This window comes from Paenibacillus sp. Leaf72 (assembly GCF_001422685.1).
Taxonomy (GTDB): domain Bacteria; phylum Bacillota; class Bacilli; order Paenibacillales; family Paenibacillaceae; genus Pristimantibacillus.
Genome location: NZ_LMLV01000002.1, coordinates 1 through 19,900, shown reverse-complemented (window position 1 = coordinate 19,900; position 19,900 = coordinate 1). Strand labels below are relative to the sequence as shown.

The following is a 19,900-nucleotide window of genomic DNA, read 5'->3' as shown; positions in this document are numbered from 1 at the left end:
CTAGCGCGAATTGCGTGTGAACTTTCCTTACGTCAATTAAACAGGATTTTGAGCCGTTTTAGTAGGCATTGGATTTATGATTTGGATTCATATCTTGGCATAAAGCTGGAGGCTTGACGGCAATAGGTATCTTTATTTCATTTTTCCAGCTAAAATAGATACTTTTTCACCCAAGACAGCTAATGAAGATCCCTTTACAGCCTTTTCCATGAGACCAATGCTATTTAAAAAAGCTCCCACGACTAAAACTAGTCATGGAAGCTTTTTGTTCGGATGTTCATATGAGAGCCTATTCGCCTAAGAGTGTGTTATTTAGAAACGAAGGCTTGATCTGGAGGCAAAATAACGGGTTCCTTCCGCTGCCGCAGCACCCATAAAAACGGCAAAACCGCAAATACAATAAGAGCAGCCAGAAGCGTGACGTCATTAATCGCCATCGTATAGGCCTGCAGTTCTGTACCCGTATCTGGTGTTTGCGGACCCTTTTCCGCCACATGCACCATGAGCCGCGTCGACAGCAGCGACGTAAACAAGCCTATTGCAAGCGATGCACTCGCCTGACGCACCCAATTGCTAGCCGATGAAGCATGAGCCGTCATCTGGCGGGCAATTTGCTCCATCCCCGCATTAGACACAGGCACAATGCCAAGCGCCACGCCAATGTTGCGAACAATCATCCAGCCTATTACGTAACCATGCGGCGTATCCACCGTTAACCGCGACATCGCAAGCGTTCCAATCCCCATTAGCAAAAGGCCTGTCAGAACTAGCCTCGCTGGGCCAACACGCCCATACAGCTTTCCAGCTATCGGAATAAAAACCGCCATGGCAATGGAAGCTGGCAGCATCACCAGTCCCGCCTCCATCGCAGAAGCCGATTGAATCGTTTGGAGGAAGACAGGGGTCAAATATGATCCACTGTATAGGGACATGCCAAGCACGCTGCTGACGACGAGACACATCGCAAACCGCCTGTTGCTGAATACGGACAAATCAAGCAGCGGCTCCGCAGCATTTCTCTCCCGCCATATGAAGGCAAGCAGCAGCAGCATTCCGGCAACCAGCAGCCCGACTGTTTTCCAAGAGCCCCAGCCCCATTGATCGATTTCACTGAACGCAATGAGCAGGAAGGAGCTGCATGTAATGACCAGCGCAAAGCCCGAGCTGTCGAACCGCTTCGGCTCGCTTAAGCGATAATGCGGAAGCAGCTTCCAAGCCGCAACCACCGCAGCAATGCCGAAGGGCAGATTCATCCAAAACACCCACTGCCAGGACAGCGACTGAATGAGCCACCCTGACAACGTCGGCCCAAGCGCAGGCGCAAGTACGGTGGAAAGGCTCCACATGCTGCTGGCGAAGGCTTGGCGCTCCCGCGGTATAACCTGATAAATAATCGTCATCGTCACAGGCAAAATCAAACCGCTGAACAGCCCTTGCAGCAGCCGGAAGACGATCAGCGCCTCCATGCTCCACGCCACTGCGCACAGTGCGCACGATACCGTGAAGCCGACAAGCGCCAAAATGTATAAATATTTCGCACTTAGCTTATCGACTAAATAGCCCGTCACCGGAGCAATAATGCCATTAGCCAGCATAAATCCCGTCAATGTCCATTTCACGGTGCTTAGCTCCGCCTGAAAATGGTTCATAAGCACAGGGATCGCCACATTAATCGAGGATATAGCCAATACGGATAAAAACGCTCCGAAAAATATCGCTGTCATAATCGGCCAAAACGAGCCTTCCGAAAATTCTCCTGTTGCTTCCTTGCGCGAAGCGGACATATCCCTCTCTCCTTTGGCGGCAGCCTATGCCGTGAGCGCACGGGGGCAGCAAGGCAAGCGCCGCATCAAATGCGGCTTTGCCCGCAGCGCCTCATGCTCCTGATGATAAAAGCTTAATTGCAAAAAGGCTGCATGCGCCATATCCTCACGAGCTTCGCAGCCTTTTTGATTGCCCTTTGCTTTGCTTTTCGCTGCCATTGCTTTATTACTCCTGTTACGTTGTCACGCGCCCCTATCGTTGTTACTTTTTCGCCGATGGTTTTACATATGCAGGTATTGGGCATTCATAAGCTCCACCCTGCAGCCGCTCCTTCAGCTCCGCCTTCGCCTCCGCAATAAGCCCAGGCGATTGCAGCGCTTCGAGTCCGGTCATCGCCATCACCTTGGCGGCGTGCAGCATGCCTTTATGACCGATGGACGAGGCGCCCTGTGCGACGACCTGCCACGTATGGAAGGGCGTGCCAATGGCGACGCAGGAGGTGAAGCATTGCACCGTTGGCACAATCCAGCTGACATCGCCTACATCCGTCGAGCCCGACATTCGGCTCCCGCCCTCCCGCTCATCAAAGGGCAGCAAAATGTCGCATAAATCCTTTCCTGCAACCTCCTTAATAGAAACGCTCGCTTTGTCCGCCTCCGACAGCGTAGCGCGAATCGCACGGGCGTAGCGCTGCTCCTCTTCGGAAAATACAGGCATCCCCAGTTGTTCGAACTGCTTATGCATAGCACGGCCAAGCGTATAGTTCGGCACCAAATTAGAGCAGGCCTTGTCGAACACGATTTCGACCTCGGTGCCTGTCATCAGCGCGGCCCCTCTTGCAATATTGCATACACGCTGATAGATTTCCTCTACCTGCGGCGTTTCCGGCGCCCGGATGAGGTACAGCACCTCTGCCGCCCCTTGCACAACATTCGGCGAAATGCCGCCCGCGTTCGTCACCGCATAATGCACTCTGGCTTCCGGGATGATATGCTCGCGCAAATAGTTCACGCCCACATTCATCAGCTCGACCGCATCGAGCGCGCTTCTGCCTAAATGCGGACTGCCTGCTGCATGGGAGGAGCGGCCCTTAAATTTATAATAAATTTGGTAGTTGGCGAGGGAGTTCCCCGGCATAATGCCGTTCAAGCCGCTCGGATGCCAGCAAATCGCCATATCCGCATCATCGAATAAGCCCTCTCGCGCCATAAACGCTTTGCCCGAGCCGCCCTCCTCGCCTGGACAGCCATAATAGCGTACCGTTCCGGCAATCCCGTTCTGCTCCATATAATGGCGCAGCGCAACAGCCGCAGCCAGCGAGCCCGTGCCGAGCAGATTATGGCCGCATCCATGCCCATTGCCCCCCGGCTCAACCGGCTGCTCTTCCGACAGCCCCTTGTGCTGGCTCAGCCCTGCGAGTGCGTCAAACTCGCCCAATATCGCAAGTACAGGCGCTCCTTCGCCATAGCTGTAACTGCCAATGAAGGCCGTTTCTATGCCGCCGACGCCCCGTTCGACTCGAAAGCCTTCCTCCTCAAGCGCCTTGCACAGCAGCTCAGCCGATTGGTGCTCTTCAAAACGTGTTTCGGCAAGTGCCCAAATTTGATCGCTTAACGCCGTGAACAATGGCTTCTTAAGCTCAATCATGTCGCTTATATCCAAACCCTGCTTCAGCATGCCCCAGCACCTCCAGATTCAACGTTAAATTACATAACATAATTGTAACAATAGAACCTAAAGCATAAACAGGGACTGCATTTGTGAATTACTCTCCTTTTTTAACGTATTTCTAGCTCTGGCAAGGCTGAAAGGTATCATTTTTCAATATTCTGCCTCCATTTTTGACACTAACCTTCCTTCTCCTATTGTCCAAAACGAATAAAATCGCTCATTACCCAGTCATTTTTCATAGAATATCTGTTTACGCAATGCTATAATGTCACTTAACATAACATAATATCTTACTTTGGAAAAGGGGGCTGCCCTTTGTATAAGCTGTTGATCGCTGATGATGAGATTGAAATTCGCAATGGATTAAGCCAGTACATTCCTTGGGATCATATTGGCTTCGAGGTAGTGGGACAAGCAGCAAATGGCTTGCATGCGCTCGAATATATGGCGGAGAAGCCCGTGGACGTGCTTCTGTGCGACATTAAAATGCCGCAGATGGGAGGAATTGAAGTTGCCCGCAAGCTGTTTGAGCAGCGTTCAAGCGTAAGCGTTGTGCTGCTAAGCGGCCACCGGGAATTTGAGCTGGCCCAGCAGGCGTTAAACTATGGCGTGAAGCAATACTTATTAAAGCCGACGAAATACAGCGAAATCAATAAAGTTTTCGAGCGCCTGAAAGAGGATCTAGATCTCAAGGCTTTGCTTGAGCAGCAATCGGAGCCGTCAGATGATGCTCAAACCGAAGAACAGCCGGCACCCGAAACAGCGATTGATAAAATTAAGCATTATATTTCATGCCATTACAAGGAAGCCTCCTTGGAAAATGCCTCTAATGTCGTATATATGAACCCCTACTATTTAAGCAAATATTTTAAGCAGAAGACGGGTGAAAACTTCTCCGATTATTTAACGGCGGTCCGTATGAACAAAGCGGCCGAGCTGCTTAAGGACCCTTCCTATAAAACGTATGAAATTAGCGAGCTGGTTGGCTATAGCAATGCCAAAAACTTCACACGCACGTTCCGCCGCTATTTTGGAGAAACGCCTAGAGAATACCGCAATATGGATGGCAGGCGATTGGAATGACCAAGGTGTATTTTAAATTTTTCGCCCGCAATCTGCTTACTTTTCTTATCCCAATGCTTGTACCGTTGCTGGTGCTTGGCACATTGTCCACGTTCCTCATTTCGCAATATATAACGAAGGAAATCAACAATAACAATATGAATCTGCTGAAGCAGACGAAAGGCAATATCGAGCTGATCTTTAACGAGCTAGATACGCTGAATCTGCATATTGTCGCCAGCGCGCTTCAGTTTACGAATTTGAAAAATATGATGACCAAAGAATTTCCCGAGCCCGTCGATTACGATCAGCTTGCCTCGCTCAAAAACTTTATCGATTCGCCCTCCATCGGCAAGCCTTATATTGATTCGATTTATATTTATTTAAATAATGACCGCAAGCGGTTTATTTCCTCAACGACTGGCGGCCTGGTCGAGCTGAATGACTTTTACGATTCGGACTGGTACAGCAGCTATCAAAGCCACCCTTTAGATGAGCTGATGTGGGCGGAAAGCCGGCCCGTCATCCGTCCAACAACTGGCCAGTCCACCGTGCAGACGAATGTCATTACAATGTTCCGCCGCATTTCCGTAGCCGCCGACAACGATGGCATCATTGTCCTCAATGTTAAGCCTGATTACATTACACAAAGCTTAAACGAGCTGGATACGCTGCAAGGGCAAAGCATCTTTATTTTGGACCGTGACAATAACGTTATTTTTCGCAATCATCCAGACTATAAGCTGACCGCCGAAGATGCCGAGACGATTTATCGGACAGACAGCTCCTTCTTCTCTATGAAGGTCAATGGCGAAACGCAGGTGCTGAACAAGCTGGCCTCCGAAAAATATCAATGGACCTTTCTCTCTAGCGTGCCTAGCGACTCCTTATATGTCATTCCGAATGGGCTCAAGCTGACTACATTGGTGCTGCTGATCATTTCGTTCGCAATCGGCACGATGCTGGCCTACTGGCTGACTCGCAAAAACTACAGCAATCTGAAGGCGATTGTCACGATTTTGGATTTCGCCAAGAGCGGCCGCCCGCTTCCGCCTCTGCCTCGTTACTCTAAGGATGTTTTTGGCTACATTTTGCAAAATACGCTTAATCATTTCATCGAGCATAATTTCTTAAAGGTTCAGCTGTCCGAGCGAAAATATTTGCTGCAAACGCTGGAATTCGAAGCGCTGCATGCGCAAATCAATCCCCATTTTCTCTTTAATACACTAGAAACGCTCAATTGGAAGGCGAGCAAGCTGACCGGTGGCCCTAATGATATGACCGATATTATCGAGAACTTATCCGATATTTTGCGCTATTCGCTCGAAGGCGGCTCGGGCATGGTATCGCTGCAAACAGAAATCAATCAAACGCTGCCCTATATCGCCATTCTCCGCACACGCTACAAGGACAAATTTGATGTCAGCTGGGACGTAGATGACAAAGCGCTCAAATATCATGTGCTCAAGCTGACCTTCCAGCCGCTCATTGAAAACAGCCTTTATCATGGCATAAAAGAAAAGGACGGCTTTGGCCTAATCCGGGTAAAAGCACGGGTGTCTGGCGCGCGGCTGCTGCTCTCCGTCGTCGACAACGGCATAGGCGTAACGGCTGAAAAGCTCGCTTATTTGCGAACCCAGCTGGAAAGCAGCCTGGATCAATCCCAGCATATCGGCATGTTTAACACGCAAAAAAGATTGAAGCTTACCTATGGCAAAACCTTCGGTTTAACTATCCGCAGCAAGCTGGGCTGGGGAACTGGCATATACATCGCGATCCCGATTGATTGAGCGCGTGCAGGAGCGCTTATAGCCTTGATACATGTCCTGGGATGAACTATCCATCGCCATATCGCTTATCCCATACCTCCTCCCCTCCGTTCACTCCCCTCCTCTGAGTCTCCTTCGCCTCCCTCAAATCAAAAAAAGACGCCTGCTCTGTTCTACACAGAGCAAACGTCTCTCTTGATTGGATAGCTGCTTGCACTTGCAGCAAATGTCTCCAGTATTACGCCTCTAATAGGCCGGACAGACGCTCCTGCGATACATCGGCCCGCAGCCTTTTACTTTTTTATGAAGAGCTATTTATCAAATGTATTCTCAACTCTTTCAGATACAGTAAAGTAAACAATCCAAATTAGATTTTTAATAACTGAAATTATTGTCATTATTATTAAATATTCACCTATCCGAGATTCAACTATATAATAATTGTCCGAATAATAACTCAGCCAACAATTTGCAATTGAAATCAGTGATATGACAATAAGGTAACCTCTAATCCAATGAACCGTCTGTCTCTTCTCAAAATAGAACATAAGCATAATGGGAATCAGTATTATAATGATAAAAGGATTTTGCAAATAGCCAAGCCATTGGGATAAAACATATTCTGGCGCCGTCTCCCAACTCTTCTCTGTTACTCTCATTATGGATGACAATTCTTTTAATTCTAAGCCTTTTATTATTTGATACGCCGCCATCATTATTCCGAGCCAAATGCTAATTTGAAATAAAAAGAGCCAGCCCCCAAAGCCTTGAAGCCCATATGCTTCATGTACCTCTACATCATCTGAGCTTGAGCTGCGCGATAATGCATCTAAATTAAATTTCGACTCCACCATTCCTTCGTCCCTTCAAATTCATAACTACCACATAAAAACTGGGTATTTGTCATTTATTATCGGTACAAAGGAACTAAATGTGTATAGTATGAAGCCGAAATCTGCTTTATTATTCAATTAGCATCTTTATTTTGTTATTTTTTAACTGCCGAAACTAAAAGAAACATCGGACGGCGCATTTCCTCCTGCCAAGCTGGATGGCTATCCAGCAACTCCTTCGTTGGCGCAAGCTCCGAAAGCTGTTTAAGCTCAAACCCGGATTCAAGCAAAAGGTTCATATAAGTTGAAACCGTACGATGGTATTTAACGACATCATGCTCCAAAAATCTGGAATGGCGCAGGCCCTCCCGATGATAATCATCAAGCGGCCAATGCAGCTTTTCCCCTTCTACCCCATAATGCCAGTCCTGCCCCGCAAGCGCAGTGAACACCGGGTGCTCGACTGAAAATACAAAAGCTCCGCCTGGCGCCAAGCAATGATGGATTTTCTTGAAAAGGTCACCCAATTGCTCCACATAGTGCAGCGCAAGCGAGCTAATAACGATATCGAACTCCTCTGCTGGAAAATCGATGTCCTCAATCGCAAGCTGGCGATATTCAATCTGCTCATCGTCCGTCATTTCTTTTGCCCGTTCCAGCATGTTGCCCGAAAGGTCAATCCCAACAACCGAGCGGGCCAGCTGCTCCCGCGCATAGCGGCAATGCCAGCCAAACCCGCAGCCTAGATCGAGTACTTTTGTACCAGCCAGCTCCGGAAGCATTTGCCGAAAGAACGACCATTCTCCAGCGGCGTCCAGTCCCCCAATCGAACGAGCCATCTGGCTATAATTTGTGAAAAAAGAGGACTCATCATATTTGTTCTGCTTCAATATTTATCAGACCTCCATTACTTTAGGCGGAATGAGGGTAGAAATTATAAGATCGTTTCTGATGGACCTGATTTTTGATCTTCCATATCACCTAATATTTTTAAAGCAGCCTCGCTTCTTAGAACCAATTGCATGTTCTTTTTTAATATCTGGTCAAATTTCCGGGTAACACTAACCATTGGAAGCGGCATTTTGAAGGTAATGTTATTAATGTCTCCCGAAGAGGACACGTAAGATACGATATATACTTGCAACGTTTTCCCTTTTTTTGTACCGATGCCCGACATGCCACCTAATACCAGCCCTGCTGGACCAAAAATAAGTCCACCGACAATTCCACGGCCGATTACACTTTTTTGAACCTCTTCCATGTCCTTGTCTGTTGTCAGCGTTGATTCAAGAAAGTTAGCCAATGGAATTTTGAATGTGTTTTCCACATTTCTTTTAAAGCCTTTATAAGCATGCTCTACGATAATCAAAAATTCGTTATCAAATGTAATCTCCAGTTGCGCCTCTGGGTCCTTCAAATTCAATCCATCAACTAAACTTACAATCGCTTTTACCATTAACAATCATTCCCTTCGCTTCAAGTATGTAATTAACAAATTATACAACATTGCTCCGCTCTTTACCTCCACTTTTCTACAAATAATGACAATCCCACGCAGCGACCTAACAATGGATCAAAAATATCCCATAACAAAAAGCCTTGCATGCCGCAAGGCTTTCTTCGTAATTAGAGGCATTAAAACCAAAAAAGCTGAGATTTGCCCCACGATCTGCCCCATAGACCAAAAGTACTCGTCCGAATTTGAAAAAACAGCAAGCAAAAAACCCCTGCTGCACAAGGGTTTCAAGTCTTTCTCTTCGTTAAGCGGGTGATGGGAATCGAACCCACGCTATTAGCTTGGAAGGCTAAAGTTCTACCATTGAACTACACCCGCAAATAATGGTCGGGACGACACGATTTGAACATGCGACCCCCTGGTCCCAAACCAGGTGCTCTACCAAGCTGAGCTACGTCCCGACAGACGATTCTTTTGTAAAGAAATGGCGTGCCCTAAGAGATTCGAACTCCTGGCCTTTTGATTCGTAGTCAAACGCTCTATCCAGCTGAGCTAAGGGCACACAATATGGAGCGGACGACGAGATTCGAACTCGCGACCCTCGCCTTGGCAAGGCGATGCTCTACCACTGAGCCACGTCCGCATTATATTTCCGCCTGTATTTCTCAAGTATTTCATCGCGGCGACAAGTAATAATATATCATGTTGCGGAGGGAATTGCAACTGTTATTTGCTCTTTTTCAAAAAAAACTTTTTTCCTCGTGCTGAGCTTTCCTTCGCTGCATGTCTCGCCATAAAAACATCAAACCGTGCTCCTTCCAGCACGGTTTGATGACCAACTATACGACTCCAGCTAATGCCGGTTTCTTATCAAGAATGACTTTGGATGCAGCCGACTCGCCTGCGAGCGCATACGGCATGCACAGCGGAACACCGGTACGCGGATCAGGCATAATATCCGCTTCAATGTTAAACACCTCGCGCAAAATCTCCGGTGTCATAACCTGTTGCGGCGAGCCTTCGCCAACGACACTGCCTTTTTTAATCGCGATCATGTGATGCGCATAACGCGAAGCGTGGTTCAAGTCATGGACAACCATAACGACCGTCCGGTTATTAACCTCGTTAAGCTTCTCAAGCAAATGCAATACTTCGAGCTGATGCGCCATATCAAGGAACGTGGTTGGCTCATCCAAAAATAAAATATCCGTTTCTTGCGCCAAAGACATCGCGATCCAGGCACGCTGGCGTTGGCCGCCTGACAGCTGGTCAACCGGACGGTCTGCAAAATCAACCATTCCTGTCGCTTCAATCGCCCATTGAATAATTTTACGGTCATCCTTGCTCACAGAGCCGAAGCCCTTCTGATAAGGAAAACGTCCATACGATACAAGCTCAGATACAGTCAGACCATCTGGAGCAGTCGGATTTTGCGGCAAAATCGCCAGCTGCTTCGCCACTTCCTTCGTCGCTTGCTTATGAATCGACTTCCCATCCAGCAATACGCTGCCTGCAGATGGATTCATCAGACGAGCCATCGTTTTCAAAATCGTCGATTTACCCGAACCGTTAGACCCTACCAACGCAGTAATTTTTCCTTGTGGGATAGCAATATTCAGATCTTGAACGATTAACCGTTCATCATAAGCAATGTCGAGATTCGATGTTGTGAGGCGAATCATGTGACATGCACGCTCCTTCCGATGCCCGCTTATACGGGTTTTTTGCTGATTTTATTATATAAGGTGAAACGGTTGTCGCTATCCTCTGGCGGCGCGGCGCGTTTCATTCCGAAAAATATAGAGATAGGATAGCGTTAGGTTACCCTTTTCTATATTTCAAGGTGAAACGGCTGTCGCCGTCCTCTGGCGGCAAAGCTACCGTTTCGCGTTGAAAAATAAGCCCATTATAAGTGTGAAACTTATAAATGCTTATATTTTAAAAACACACGACTTATCATTCATTAAGCATGATAACTATTATCAGTATCATTCAATAATTAATGATAATCGTTCTCACGTATAAAGTCAATGAAAATAAAGCAATTGTTAAGGCTAAAATAAATTTGCACAGCCCAAACCCCGCCTAACGGCTTCTTATTGTTGCAAGAAGCCTTTGCTGCGGAGAAACTCGCCCATATGCAGACGCGGATGATTGATTTTGGCCGCCATTGATTCGGACCAGCTCGTATTCAGCTTTCCTTCTGACCGCTCCAGCATATACTGCCTAATCGTCTCGTCATACTCCCGAATGCCGCTTTCCACTGCTTTCTGATCATAGCTGTCTTCATGCAAAATCGCCTGCTGTGGCAATCTTGGACGCCTCAGCGGCGCTTGATCCGGCTCCCCCATGCACATTCCGAATACGGGGTACACATGCGATGGCAGCCCTAATAGCGCTGAAACCTCCTGCGGATTGTTGCGGATACCGCCAATATACACAATTCCGTAGCCAAGCGATTCTGCCGCGATTGCTGCATTTTGAGCTGCCAGCGCAGTATCGACTGTGGCAACGATAAAATTTTCAACCGTGCTCGTCATATCGCCCTCAAAATGAAGCTTGGCTGCCTGCTCATAACGGAACAGATCCGCGCACCAGACGAGAAAAACTGGGCATTCCTCAATATAAGCCTGGTTGCCGGAAAGCTCGGCCAGCTGTTTCCGCTTATCTCGGTCACTCACGTTGATTACCGTGAAGCACTGCATACTGCTTGAGGTAGAAGCCTGCTGCGCCGCCTCTATTATTTTTGCCAGTGTCGGCTGTGGAATGGGGTTCGATTTGAATTTCCGTATGGAGCGGTGATTAAGCAGCACGTCTATCGTTTCAGGCCACATCATGATCAACTCATTTCTATATATAGTTTTACTCATTAACCTACATCTTCGTTGTGCAAAAGGGCAACCGCCTCATCAAGCTGCCCATCAATGGCCAGCGGCGAGTACACCCACCATTTGTTAAAAGGAACTATGTGCATGCTGCCACTGCGGACTGCCGCGAGATTTTGCCATCGTTCGGACATTATCAACCGCTTAAAAGCTTCTGGAGCCCCTTTATCCTTCGGGTTGACCATAATAATGAGCCGATCGGCGTCGTATTTTGACAGCTCATGATACGGTTTAGGCTCGGAAAAAATAAACGGCGCTCCCGCCTCCATATGCTGCTTCACAAGCGGATGGGGATTGAGGCCAAGTGTCTGAAAAAAAACATGTCCCATATTTCGGCCCCCTACTACTCTGAATGTATCGCTTTCCATGACCAGCACGGCGCATGTCTCCTTGCCACCAATAAGACGCTGGACCCGTTCCCTCGCTTGATCCGCTTTAGCCAAATGCCGTTCCATCCATTCTCGTTCCTGTTTCCGCTTGCCAACAATGGCTGAAATTTGTCGCAGCTGCCCATAAACGTCCTGGGTATGCCAATCGATAGGAATAACCTCGGCTAGTTGGCTAAGCTGCTCCTGCTCCTCAGACAGCATATGCTCATAACCTAAAATCAAGTCAGGCTTCATAGCTCGAACAGCATCCATGTCACATGGTTCCCATTTGAACGGGGTCATTGCTCTTGCATGCTCACGCACATAATAATTTTCGAATAGATGGTAATCGGGGGCGCCTACAGGCACATGACCAAGGGCCAGCAAATGCGATGTATAGAGAAGGCCAATAACCCGGGGCTCTCTCGTCTGCATATATACCCGGGGTGATACGCCAACCTGCTGCTTAAACTTTCGGCTAAAATAAAATTCATCCTTAAAGCCAACATGGCTGGCTACTGTGACCATATCATTCGAAGCGACCAGCAGCAGCTTCTTAGCCCGGTCCATGCGCAGCTTGCCCAAATAATCCATCGGGCTTGCTCCCGTCACCTGCTTGAACAAATGAGTGTACTGTCGTATGCCCACACCCGCCAAATTCGCGAGCTCCGGCAGCGTTATTTTGCTTTTATAGTATTCCTTCATATATAAAATCGTTCGTTGTACGGCATGCTCCGCATCCCTGGAGTCGTTAGAAGCCGCAGCGGCGGCAGCAAATAAATAAATGGCCTCCTGCAGGTTAATATTGCGCTTAAATCGCTCCATTCCGCTCACAGCCGTTCGTAAATCAAACAATGAATCCATAACGTCCATGAATGGGGCAAACGGCTTTATGAAGAAGGGATAGCCCAAGGCAAAGGAAAGCAGCTCCTTGCCAGCCTCTTCAACACTAGTGGAAGCGGCTTCAAACTCAAGCGAATAATACTGAATCCGTCCATCCACCGTTCCACCGACCTCTATAGTTGACTTGGGCTCAAACAGAACACAGGTGCCTGGCTGAAGCAATATAGGATGTCCTTGGAACAACACAGCTGCCGTTCCTTGCGTTATGGCCAATAACGTATATGCCATAGCGTTTTGGGAAAGCGCTGGTATCCCTTCAGTACATGAGCCCTTAGTAATCTGAACCCAGCGGAGCTGCAAATCATCTAGGTGTTCATCCATATCCGCCATTTGACCTTGTTCCCCTCCCATTATGATAACCGTTCTCAAAAATGCTATCATTTTATTGTAGCGGAAAAATGCCCAAGCGTAAACGGCTGAAGCCATCCTTTGGCGGCAAAGCTTCCGTTTCGCGTAGAAACATAGAGAAAGGATGGAAAAACCATATCCTTTCCTATATTTATAAAAAAAAAGCTTTCCCATTGAATCAGGAAAGCTTCATTGCCAGCTGTTCGTTTATTTTTTGAATAACTGCATCGTTTCATCCAGCAAAGCGTCGGTCGAAAACAACGTATAGGACCACCATTTATCATGCGGTACGATATATACTTTGCCATTTTTCACTGCGGAAAGACTTTTCCAAATCGCCGATTGCTGCATTTCTTCAAAAAATTGCTCCGAACCCGGCTGTGTAATATCTACCTTTACGATCAACCGATCCGCATCATAATCCGGCAGTTTTTCAAGCGATAGTGAATCGGTATACACAAAATAATCTTCGCTATCATCAATTTGCTTCTGAATGGATGGCAGCGGTTTAAGCCCCAGCAAATCATAAAGCACATGTCCCATGTTGCGATTGCCGGCTACCTGGAACGAGTTTTTAAAAATTTGAATCGCAGCAACTGTCTCATCTGGCTCAACATACTGCTTAATCTCTTCCTTGTATTTCGCCGCTTTCTCCTCATGCTGCTTAATCCACTGCTCGGCCTCTGCTTCTTTCCCTACAATACCGGCTATGAACTTCAGCTGCTCATACAAATTTACTCCCCATGGATAAATAACCGTAGGTGCAATTTTGCTGAGCTGGTCAACGACATCGGCTTCAACAAAGGAAGAAGCAATAATAAGATCCGGCTTCAATTCCAAAACCGACTCATAATTAATCGGATAATCTCCAGCGATCGTAATTTGATCTTTATAACTATTTAAATAATAATCCGGTGTAATTTCATAATTCAAGCCGCCAATCGGCGTAATACCTAGTGCCAGCAATGGCGTAGTAGCGCTCACTGAAAAAATCCGCTGCGGATTAGCCGGAATTTCCTTCTCTCCGTATGAGTCAGTGACTATACGTGTATTAGAAGCGTCAGCTGGCTCCTGCCCCGTCGCTGCATTTGTCTGTTGTGCTGGAGACGCTGTTGATTCCGATCCCGAATTTGCCGCTGTACCACAGCCTGCGAGAACGATTAGACATCCTATAAGCAGCGTTGCTAACCTAATCGTGTATTTCCTTGTTCCATTTACCACCGAACTCACCCTTTTCTGTTTCTTCATTGATAGTAATTCTCACTGCTATGCCATTATACACAATCAAACCTACAAGCAACATGGAAAATCGGGCGTACTTTACTGGATAAATTGGAGGAAGGACCTTGATAAAAAACATCAAAAAACCCTTCTTATCTTTTTCAGATAAAAAGGGTTGAATTTAATTAAATGGCGCGCGTGGAGGGACTTGAACCCCCACGTTGTGAAACGCCAGATCCTAAGATTGGTGAGTACCTAGGCGGTGATTCATTCCGCTCGTTTTAGCGAAAATTGTTATAATATCAAGTTTTCTCGCCGATTGCAAACTTTTTTTCGAAATCCAAAACATCGATTTTTGCAGTCTCCTGAGCAATCCGTCGAGCCGCAAAACCAGCAAATTACGTTCGAACAGGCCGTCAGATCATTTATTTTGAACGGTGTGTTGTCCATAGGCGCAAAGAAAGACGCGTACACCTTCAGTAATTATACGTTTGGTTTGTTCCTCCTCCAAAGTCCCAGTTTTTCTAGGTTGATTGAATACCAACAAAAACGTTAATGCAGCGAAGTGCTTTGTAGCCATTTCAGGATCGGGCACATTGAGTAATCCGGTTTGTCCAAACTCTGTAAACCTCCTGATAATCCCCTCTTCCGTCGCGTTGTCCAGCCTTTCTAGGAATAAGGCTGGCAGATTCGCGGCTTCCGTCAGAACTAGACGGATCAAAGCGGTGTAATCGGACGAACCATTCGCAGAATCAACAATTTGTTCGCAAAATAAGATGAGCGCCTGATTCAAATCCTTGAATTCCCTGAGGTGGTCTGAAATTCCTTGCTCAATCATGTCCAGAACCGCCGAACTGGTTTCTTCGAGAACAGTGAGCAATAAGTTCTGTTTGTCCCCATAATAATCATAAACTGTCCGTTTGGAAACTCCCGCTTTAGCTGCGACCGTATCGACGCTGGTACGATCAAACCCCTCTGAAAGAAACAGGTCTCGTGCCGCCGCAATAATTTTAGCTCGTTTGTCTGAAGAGCCTTTGCGGATTTTCTTGTTTTCCGTATGATCCATTCTCAAGTTTCCCCCTAGTATGAGCAAATAATTCAAAACTCGTTGTTTCGCTTTACAAATTACACTATACGGTGTAGTATATCATTTGTGGCATAACAAAGCAATAATCAAGGAGGGTTTTATCCATGAAAACCATGCAATCTTTTGTTGATGTTCTCATTGTCGGAGCCGGACCAACCGGACTTACACTTGCGTGCGACCTTGGCCGTCGAAACGTAGACCATCGCATTATTGAACGAAGCACCTTGTATAACGTAGCATCTCGCGCCAAAGGAATCCAGCCCCGCTCGCTTGAAGTCATCGATGATTTGGGGGCCGTTCGCTACCTTGTTGACACAGGCGTCGTGGATTTGCCTGTCCGTTATTATACCCCAGATGGCAGAAGCGTGGACAAGCCGGCTATTACCGTGGCAGCCAGCGCCGAACTTGAGACACCTTATCGTGATCCGGTCTGGATTGCTCAGTTTGATGTGGAAAAAGCATTGCGCGACCGATATGCGTTGCTTGGCGGTCAAGTTGAGTTGGGCGTGGAAGCAGTTGGGCTTGTTCAGGATTCGGATGGCGTAACGGTAATCGTGAATACACCACAAGGAGAAGAGCAAATTCGCGCCCGATATGTAGTTGGCGCTGACGGGGGCAAAAGCAATATCCGCAAGTTTATTCATTTGCCGCTGATTGGGGAAACACACGATCATGAGCGGTGGTACCTTGGCGATGTACGTTTGGAGGGGCTGGATCGTGACCATATCCATATCTGGACATCTCCAGAGGGGATGGTCGGGGTGACACCATTGCCGAATTCGGACATTTGGCAACTTCAGGCTACAATTGCAGCAGAAATTGAAGAACCGGAGAAGCCGTCACTAGAAGAGTACCAAGCCATGATTGACCGGCGAGCAGGCGCCGGACGTGTCCGGCTCACGGATGCCTCATGGCTATCCATCTACCGGATCAACGTCCGCATGGTTGAATGTTACCACAACGGCAGAGTTTTCCTTGCTGGCGATGCCGCTCATGTTCATTCGCCGGCCGGCGGCCAAGGCATGAATACGGGGATACAAGATGCTTACAACCTCGGATGGAAGCTGACAGCCGTCATACGAGGAGCAGGCCCCGCCTTGCTCGACACGTATAATGAGGAGCGCCACCCCGTAGCTCGAGCCGTGCTTGAGGACAGCACAAAGAAGATGGAAAGGGTCGTAGGAACGGCGACTGAAAGCATAGCGTTGTCCCAATCCTTAAGCGCCATATCCGACGATCTGACGAGCGGACTTCTCATTTCTTACCGGTCAAGTTCTCTTACCCGTCCGTCTGCTCGAACGAATGTTACCCGTTCATTGCCCGGAGATCGTGCTCCTAATGCCGAGAGTCTTCAAGGCACAGGGCTCGCTGGAAGTGCTTTTGACCTGTTCCGCGGCCCACACTGGACGCTATTAGCTTTTGTAAATTGCTCAGATCATCCTTCTTTGGAGAACTTCACTTACGACGAACTCCACGTGCATTGCATTCTGCCCTCCCATGCGGGGGAAGCCAAAGGCATAATCGACACGGCAGGAAATGCCTATCGAGTATACGATGTAACAAACGAAGAACTCATATTGATTCGTCCCGATGGTTATATTGCGCTACGCACCCCTATTGAGGACACTTCATCGATTCCACAATACTTGAACTCTATTTATCGCGCTATTTGATTTGAGCCAGGCTGGCGGGCATTCTCAGATGCCGCCGGCTCTTTTATAGAATGCATTCAATCAAGGCTATGGAGGGACTGTTACTATGGAAGATATTATTCGAACCGTTAACCTGACAAAGCAATACGGAAATAAAGTCATAGTGGATGGGGTTTCGATTTCCGTTAAGAAGGGAGAAATCTATGGCTTCCTGGGGTTAAACGGCGCCGGGAAAACGACAACTATCCGTGCCCTTCTCGGCATGAGCAAGCCTTCTTCCGGAGAAGTATATCTATTCGGTCAGCGATGGACCAACCGGAATTTCGACTTGTCCAGACGGGTAGGTTATATGGTGGAAGTCCCTTATGCTTATCCCCAGTTTACAGTTAGGGAAAACTTGAACTTGATGGCCAGGTTGCGAGGATTAATGGTTCCAAGGACAGTTAACGATATGATGGAGCAATTAAAATTGGCTGAATACGCGAATACCAAGGCCAAAGATTTGTCACTGGGCAACGCGCAAAAGCTTGGATTGGCCAAAGCATTAATTCATAAACCGGACGTTCTGATTCTTGATGAACCAACCAATGCGCTTGACCCCGCGGGAATTGTAGAAATACGTGAAATGCTTAAAACTCTAGCAACTCAACATGGTGTTACCGTCTTTATATCGAGCCATATCCTTGAGGAAATCTCCAAATTGGCTTCTCGAATCGGTATTATTCACAAGGGTGTACTCCTGGAGGAACTTACAACAAAAGACTTTGAAGCAATTCGCCGAAAGCAGTTGATGATCGGAACGAAGGATGCTTGGAAGGCTCTATCTATTCTATCTGACTCTGGGTATACGGTACTTTCGACTTCGAATAACTGCCTAGCGCTAACGGATGATCATGCCGTTAATCATCCCGAACATATTGCGAAATTGCTTGTGCATCATGAAGTGCCGCTCGCCATGCTTAAAATTGAAGAAGAGAATCTGGAGCATTATTTTTTCAAAGTAATCAGAGCTCGAGGAGGGAACAACGAATGAGACAGTTGTTGACAGCCTGCAGCGTTGAGATTTATAAATTGCGTCGATCCTTTGTTTTATGGGGGACGCTTCTGTTCACCTTGTTCGTTATCACGTTGTTCCTGGGGCAGTCCGATTGGTCTTCCTTTTTTGAAAAGATTGCGTTTTTGTATGCATCCGTATTTGGGCTGCTGGGATTTGGATTGATAACAAGCTGGACATTTGGCCGTGAGTATTCCGATCGAACACTTAAGGATCTGCTAGTGCTGCCTATATCGCGCGGTAAAATAGCAATTGCCAAATATACCGCAATTGTATTCTGGTGTATTGTGATGATGCTGATCAGCTTAGCATACGCCGTAATAGTTGGTTTCGCATCTGGACTACCTGGATTCTCATCAGCAACTGTACAGCATTATTTTTTCCTGATACTTACAATTGGAATTCTTCACCTATCTATAAGTGCACCTCTTGCCCTATTGGCCTGCATTTCACGCGGTTATCTGGTACCGATCGGCTTTGCTTTTACAACTTTGATGCTGGCACTGGTAATCGGGCCAACCGCTATTGGTGCTTATCTACCTTGGTCTGTTCCTGCTTTGCATTTGAAGGAAAACGGAGTAGCTCTTTTCCCCTTGACGGGCATTAGTTATTTTCTGGTATTCATAACAGGACTAGCAGGCTTCATTGGGACGGTTAAATGGTTGCAAAACAGGGAGCAACGATGAGTGTCCCCATAACCTCAAACAAGTTATTCGGTAGATCCCGGACATATCTTTACAACCGTGATTCCCTTATCGTTTACTTCCGCCAAAAAAGCCTCACTCCAGGACATAACAAATGACATTGTTCCGCTTATATACGACCATAAACTGCATAGGTTGAAAAGCGACTGTGGCAGTCACATTAATAATGTCCCGGATTTACGCTAAAAGCATGACTTTGCAAGAAGAAATGCGTTGTCGCCGCTCACTTCCGCGGAAGTGAGCGGCGACACAAAGTGTTGAAAACAAAGGATTTCTATGTATCTATACGTTGTATTCCTATTACGCACTCCAAATGTGTCGTATACGGTAATGCGCATTTTGGACAATTATAAAAGCCATCAGATTCTTTGATCTAATGGCTCAATTTGTGTTTATGGTGCGCGTGGAGGGACTTGAACCCCCACGTCGTGAAACGCCAGATCCTAAGTCTGGTGCGTCTGCCAATTCCGCCACACGCGCATGGGTAAAGCTATAAGGAAAAATGGTGAGTCATGTAGGATTCGAACCTACGACACCCTGATTAAAAGTCAGGTGCTCTACCAGCTGAGCTAATGACTCATGAAATGGCTGGGGATTCAGGGATCGAACCTGAGAATGACGGAGTCAAAGTCCGTTGCCTTACCGCTTGGCTAATCCCCAATAAATGGTGACCCGTAGGGGATTCGAACCCCTGTTACCTCCGTGAAAGGGAGGTGTCTTAACCCCTTGACCAACGGGCCTTACGAATAAAGCTGGAGCTCTCAACCGGGATCGAACCGGTGACCTCATCCTTACCATGGATGCACTCTACCTACTGAGCTATGAGAGCATATGGCTCCCCGAACAGGACTCGAACCTGTGACAACTCGATTAACAGTCGAGTGCTCTACCAACTGAGCTATCAGGGAATATTTCAGCTGTTCGTTGAATGACCTGGTAAAAAAGGTTCAACGGTAAAGACGCTACGATTGAGTTGCGCCTTGAAAACTGGATGCGAAAGACAAGTCATGAAACTTTAGCGTGTTTGTTAGGATAAGCCCTCGACCGATTAGTATTCGTCAGCTGCACGCATTGCTGCGCTTCCACCCCGAACCTATCAACCTCGTCGTCTTCAAGGGGTCTT

At 47.3% G+C, this 19,900-nt stretch carries 16 protein-coding genes, 10 tRNA genes and 1 rRNA gene; 5 read left to right on the top strand and 22 right to left on the bottom strand.

Annotated elements, in window-relative coordinates:
• Positions 1-308 precede the first annotated feature (308 nt).
• The 3 genes from ASF12_RS09435 to ASF12_RS09430 are packed head-to-tail and all read right to left on the bottom strand — an operon-like array spanning position 309 to position 3,441.
• On the bottom strand, positions 309-1,784 hold the full coding sequence (locus ASF12_RS09435) for an MDR family MFS transporter (RefSeq protein ID WP_056033124.1): 1,476 nt from the start codon (positions 1,782-1,784) through the stop codon (positions 309-311).
• Between the two features lie 24 nt (positions 1,785-1,808).
• Positions 1,809-1,982, bottom strand: a complete 174-nt coding sequence (locus ASF12_RS34330; protein ID WP_155972982.1) for a hypothetical protein — start codon at positions 1,980-1,982, stop codon at positions 1,809-1,811.
• Positions 1,983-2,025: 43 nt separating this feature from the next.
• Positions 2,026-3,441 (bottom strand): M20 family metallopeptidase, encoded by a 1,416-nt coding sequence (locus tag ASF12_RS09430; protein WP_056033122.1) that lies wholly within the window; start codon positions 3,439-3,441, stop codon positions 2,026-2,028.
• 309 nt (positions 3,442-3,750) lie between these two features.
• On the opposite strand from ASF12_RS09430, the gene ASF12_RS09425 reads away from it, so the two are divergent.
• The gene (locus ASF12_RS09425; protein WP_056033119.1) at positions 3,751-4,518 is read left to right on the top strand and encodes a response regulator transcription factor; all 768 of its coding nucleotides are present in this window, start codon (positions 3,751-3,753) and stop codon (positions 4,516-4,518) included.
• Positions 4,515-6,287: a cache domain-containing sensor histidine kinase gene (locus tag ASF12_RS09420; protein ID WP_056033116.1), complete on the top strand. Its 1,773-nt coding sequence runs from the start codon at positions 4,515-4,517 to the stop codon at positions 6,285-6,287. The genes ASF12_RS09425 and ASF12_RS09420 overlap by 4 nt, the downstream gene beginning before the upstream one ends.
• A 290-nt stretch (positions 6,288-6,577) precedes the next feature.
• Here ASF12_RS09420 and ASF12_RS09415 read toward each other — a convergent pair whose 3' ends face one another.
• The 12 genes from ASF12_RS09415 to ASF12_RS09360 form a co-directional block, all read right to left on the bottom strand.
• On the bottom strand, positions 6,578-7,120 hold the full coding sequence (locus ASF12_RS09415; protein ID WP_056033113.1) for a DUF2569 family protein: 543 nt from the start codon (positions 7,118-7,120) through the stop codon (positions 6,578-6,580).
• A 134-nt stretch (positions 7,121-7,254) separates the two neighbouring features.
• Positions 7,255-7,989: a class I SAM-dependent methyltransferase gene (locus ASF12_RS09410; protein ID WP_056033110.1), complete on the bottom strand. Its 735-nt coding sequence runs from the start codon at positions 7,987-7,989 to the stop codon at positions 7,255-7,257.
• Between the two features lie 44 nt (positions 7,990-8,033).
• On the bottom strand, positions 8,034-8,555 hold the full coding sequence (locus ASF12_RS09405) for a hypothetical protein (protein WP_056033107.1): 522 nt from the start codon (positions 8,553-8,555) through the stop codon (positions 8,034-8,036).
• 307 nt (positions 8,556-8,862) lie between these two features.
• Positions 8,863-8,933: transfer RNA gene (locus tag ASF12_RS09400), tRNA-Gly, on the bottom strand.
• A gap of 6 nt (positions 8,934-8,939) precedes the next feature.
• A tRNA-Pro gene (locus ASF12_RS09395) sits at positions 8,940-9,016 on the bottom strand.
• A 24-nt stretch (positions 9,017-9,040) separates the two neighbouring features.
• Positions 9,041-9,117 (bottom strand) — tRNA-Arg (locus tag ASF12_RS09390).
• Between the two features lie 6 nt (positions 9,118-9,123).
• Positions 9,124-9,198: transfer RNA gene (locus ASF12_RS09385), tRNA-Gly, on the bottom strand.
• A gap of 196 nt (positions 9,199-9,394) precedes the next feature.
• Entirely contained in the window at positions 9,395-10,237 is an 843-nt protein-coding gene (locus tag ASF12_RS09380) for an ABC transporter ATP-binding protein (RefSeq protein ID WP_056033104.1), read from the bottom strand.
• A gap of 414 nt (positions 10,238-10,651) precedes the next feature.
• Positions 10,652-11,425 carry an oxygen-insensitive NADPH nitroreductase gene (gene nfsA / locus ASF12_RS09375; protein WP_235533107.1) on the bottom strand — a complete coding sequence of 258 codons (774 nt, stop codon included), beginning with the start codon at positions 11,423-11,425 and terminating at the stop codon, positions 10,652-10,654.
• Complete coding sequence (locus ASF12_RS09370; protein ID WP_056033098.1) at positions 11,425-13,041, bottom strand: helix-turn-helix domain-containing protein; 1,617 nt, start codon at positions 13,039-13,041, stop codon at positions 11,425-11,427. The genes nfsA and ASF12_RS09370 overlap by 1 nt, the downstream gene beginning before the upstream one ends.
• Before the next feature lie 225 nt (positions 13,042-13,266).
• Entirely contained in the window at positions 13,267-14,307 is a 1,041-nt protein-coding gene (locus tag ASF12_RS09365; RefSeq protein ID WP_081418715.1) for an ABC transporter substrate-binding protein, read from the bottom strand.
• 394 nt (positions 14,308-14,701) lie between these two features.
• The gene (locus tag ASF12_RS09360) at positions 14,702-15,346 is read right to left on the bottom strand and encodes a TetR/AcrR family transcriptional regulator (protein ID WP_056033091.1); all 645 of its coding nucleotides are present in this window, start codon (positions 15,344-15,346) and stop codon (positions 14,702-14,704) included.
• Between the two features lie 125 nt (positions 15,347-15,471).
• Here ASF12_RS09360 and ASF12_RS09355 point away from each other — a divergent pair, with 125 nt between their 5' ends.
• From ASF12_RS09355 to ASF12_RS09345, 3 genes are all read left to right on the top strand, one after another.
• A complete protein-coding gene (locus ASF12_RS09355) occupies positions 15,472-17,040 on the top strand; it encodes an FAD-dependent monooxygenase (RefSeq protein ID WP_056033088.1) in 1,569 nt (522 codons plus the stop codon).
• An 85-nt stretch (positions 17,041-17,125) separates the two neighbouring features.
• Positions 17,126-18,052: an ABC transporter ATP-binding protein gene (locus ASF12_RS09350; RefSeq protein ID WP_056033085.1), complete on the top strand. Its 927-nt coding sequence runs from the start codon at positions 17,126-17,128 to the stop codon at positions 18,050-18,052.
• The gene (locus tag ASF12_RS09345; RefSeq protein ID WP_056033082.1) at positions 18,049-18,759 is read left to right on the top strand and encodes an ABC transporter permease; all 711 of its coding nucleotides are present in this window, start codon (positions 18,049-18,051) and stop codon (positions 18,757-18,759) included. The genes ASF12_RS09350 and ASF12_RS09345 overlap by 4 nt, the downstream gene beginning before the upstream one ends.
• Before the next feature lie 413 nt (positions 18,760-19,172).
• On the opposite strand, the gene ASF12_RS09340 is transcribed toward ASF12_RS09345, so the two are convergent.
• The 7 genes from ASF12_RS09340 to ASF12_RS09310 form a co-directional block, all read right to left on the bottom strand.
• Positions 19,173-19,257 (bottom strand) — tRNA-Leu (locus ASF12_RS09340).
• A 23-nt stretch (positions 19,258-19,280) separates the two neighbouring features.
• A tRNA-Lys gene (locus tag ASF12_RS09335) sits at positions 19,281-19,356 on the bottom strand.
• Positions 19,357-19,362: 6 nt separating this feature from the next.
• Positions 19,363-19,437 (bottom strand) — tRNA-Gln (locus ASF12_RS09330).
• 5 nt (positions 19,438-19,442) lie between these two features.
• Positions 19,443-19,517, bottom strand: a tRNA-Glu gene (locus tag ASF12_RS09325).
• A 13-nt stretch (positions 19,518-19,530) separates the two neighbouring features.
• Positions 19,531-19,606 (bottom strand) — tRNA-Thr (locus ASF12_RS09320).
• Between the two features lie 3 nt (positions 19,607-19,609).
• Positions 19,610-19,685: transfer RNA gene (locus ASF12_RS09315), tRNA-Asn, on the bottom strand.
• A 120-nt stretch (positions 19,686-19,805) separates the two neighbouring features.
• A 23S ribosomal RNA gene (locus ASF12_RS09310) occupies positions 19,806-19,900 on the bottom strand; the annotation flags it as partial.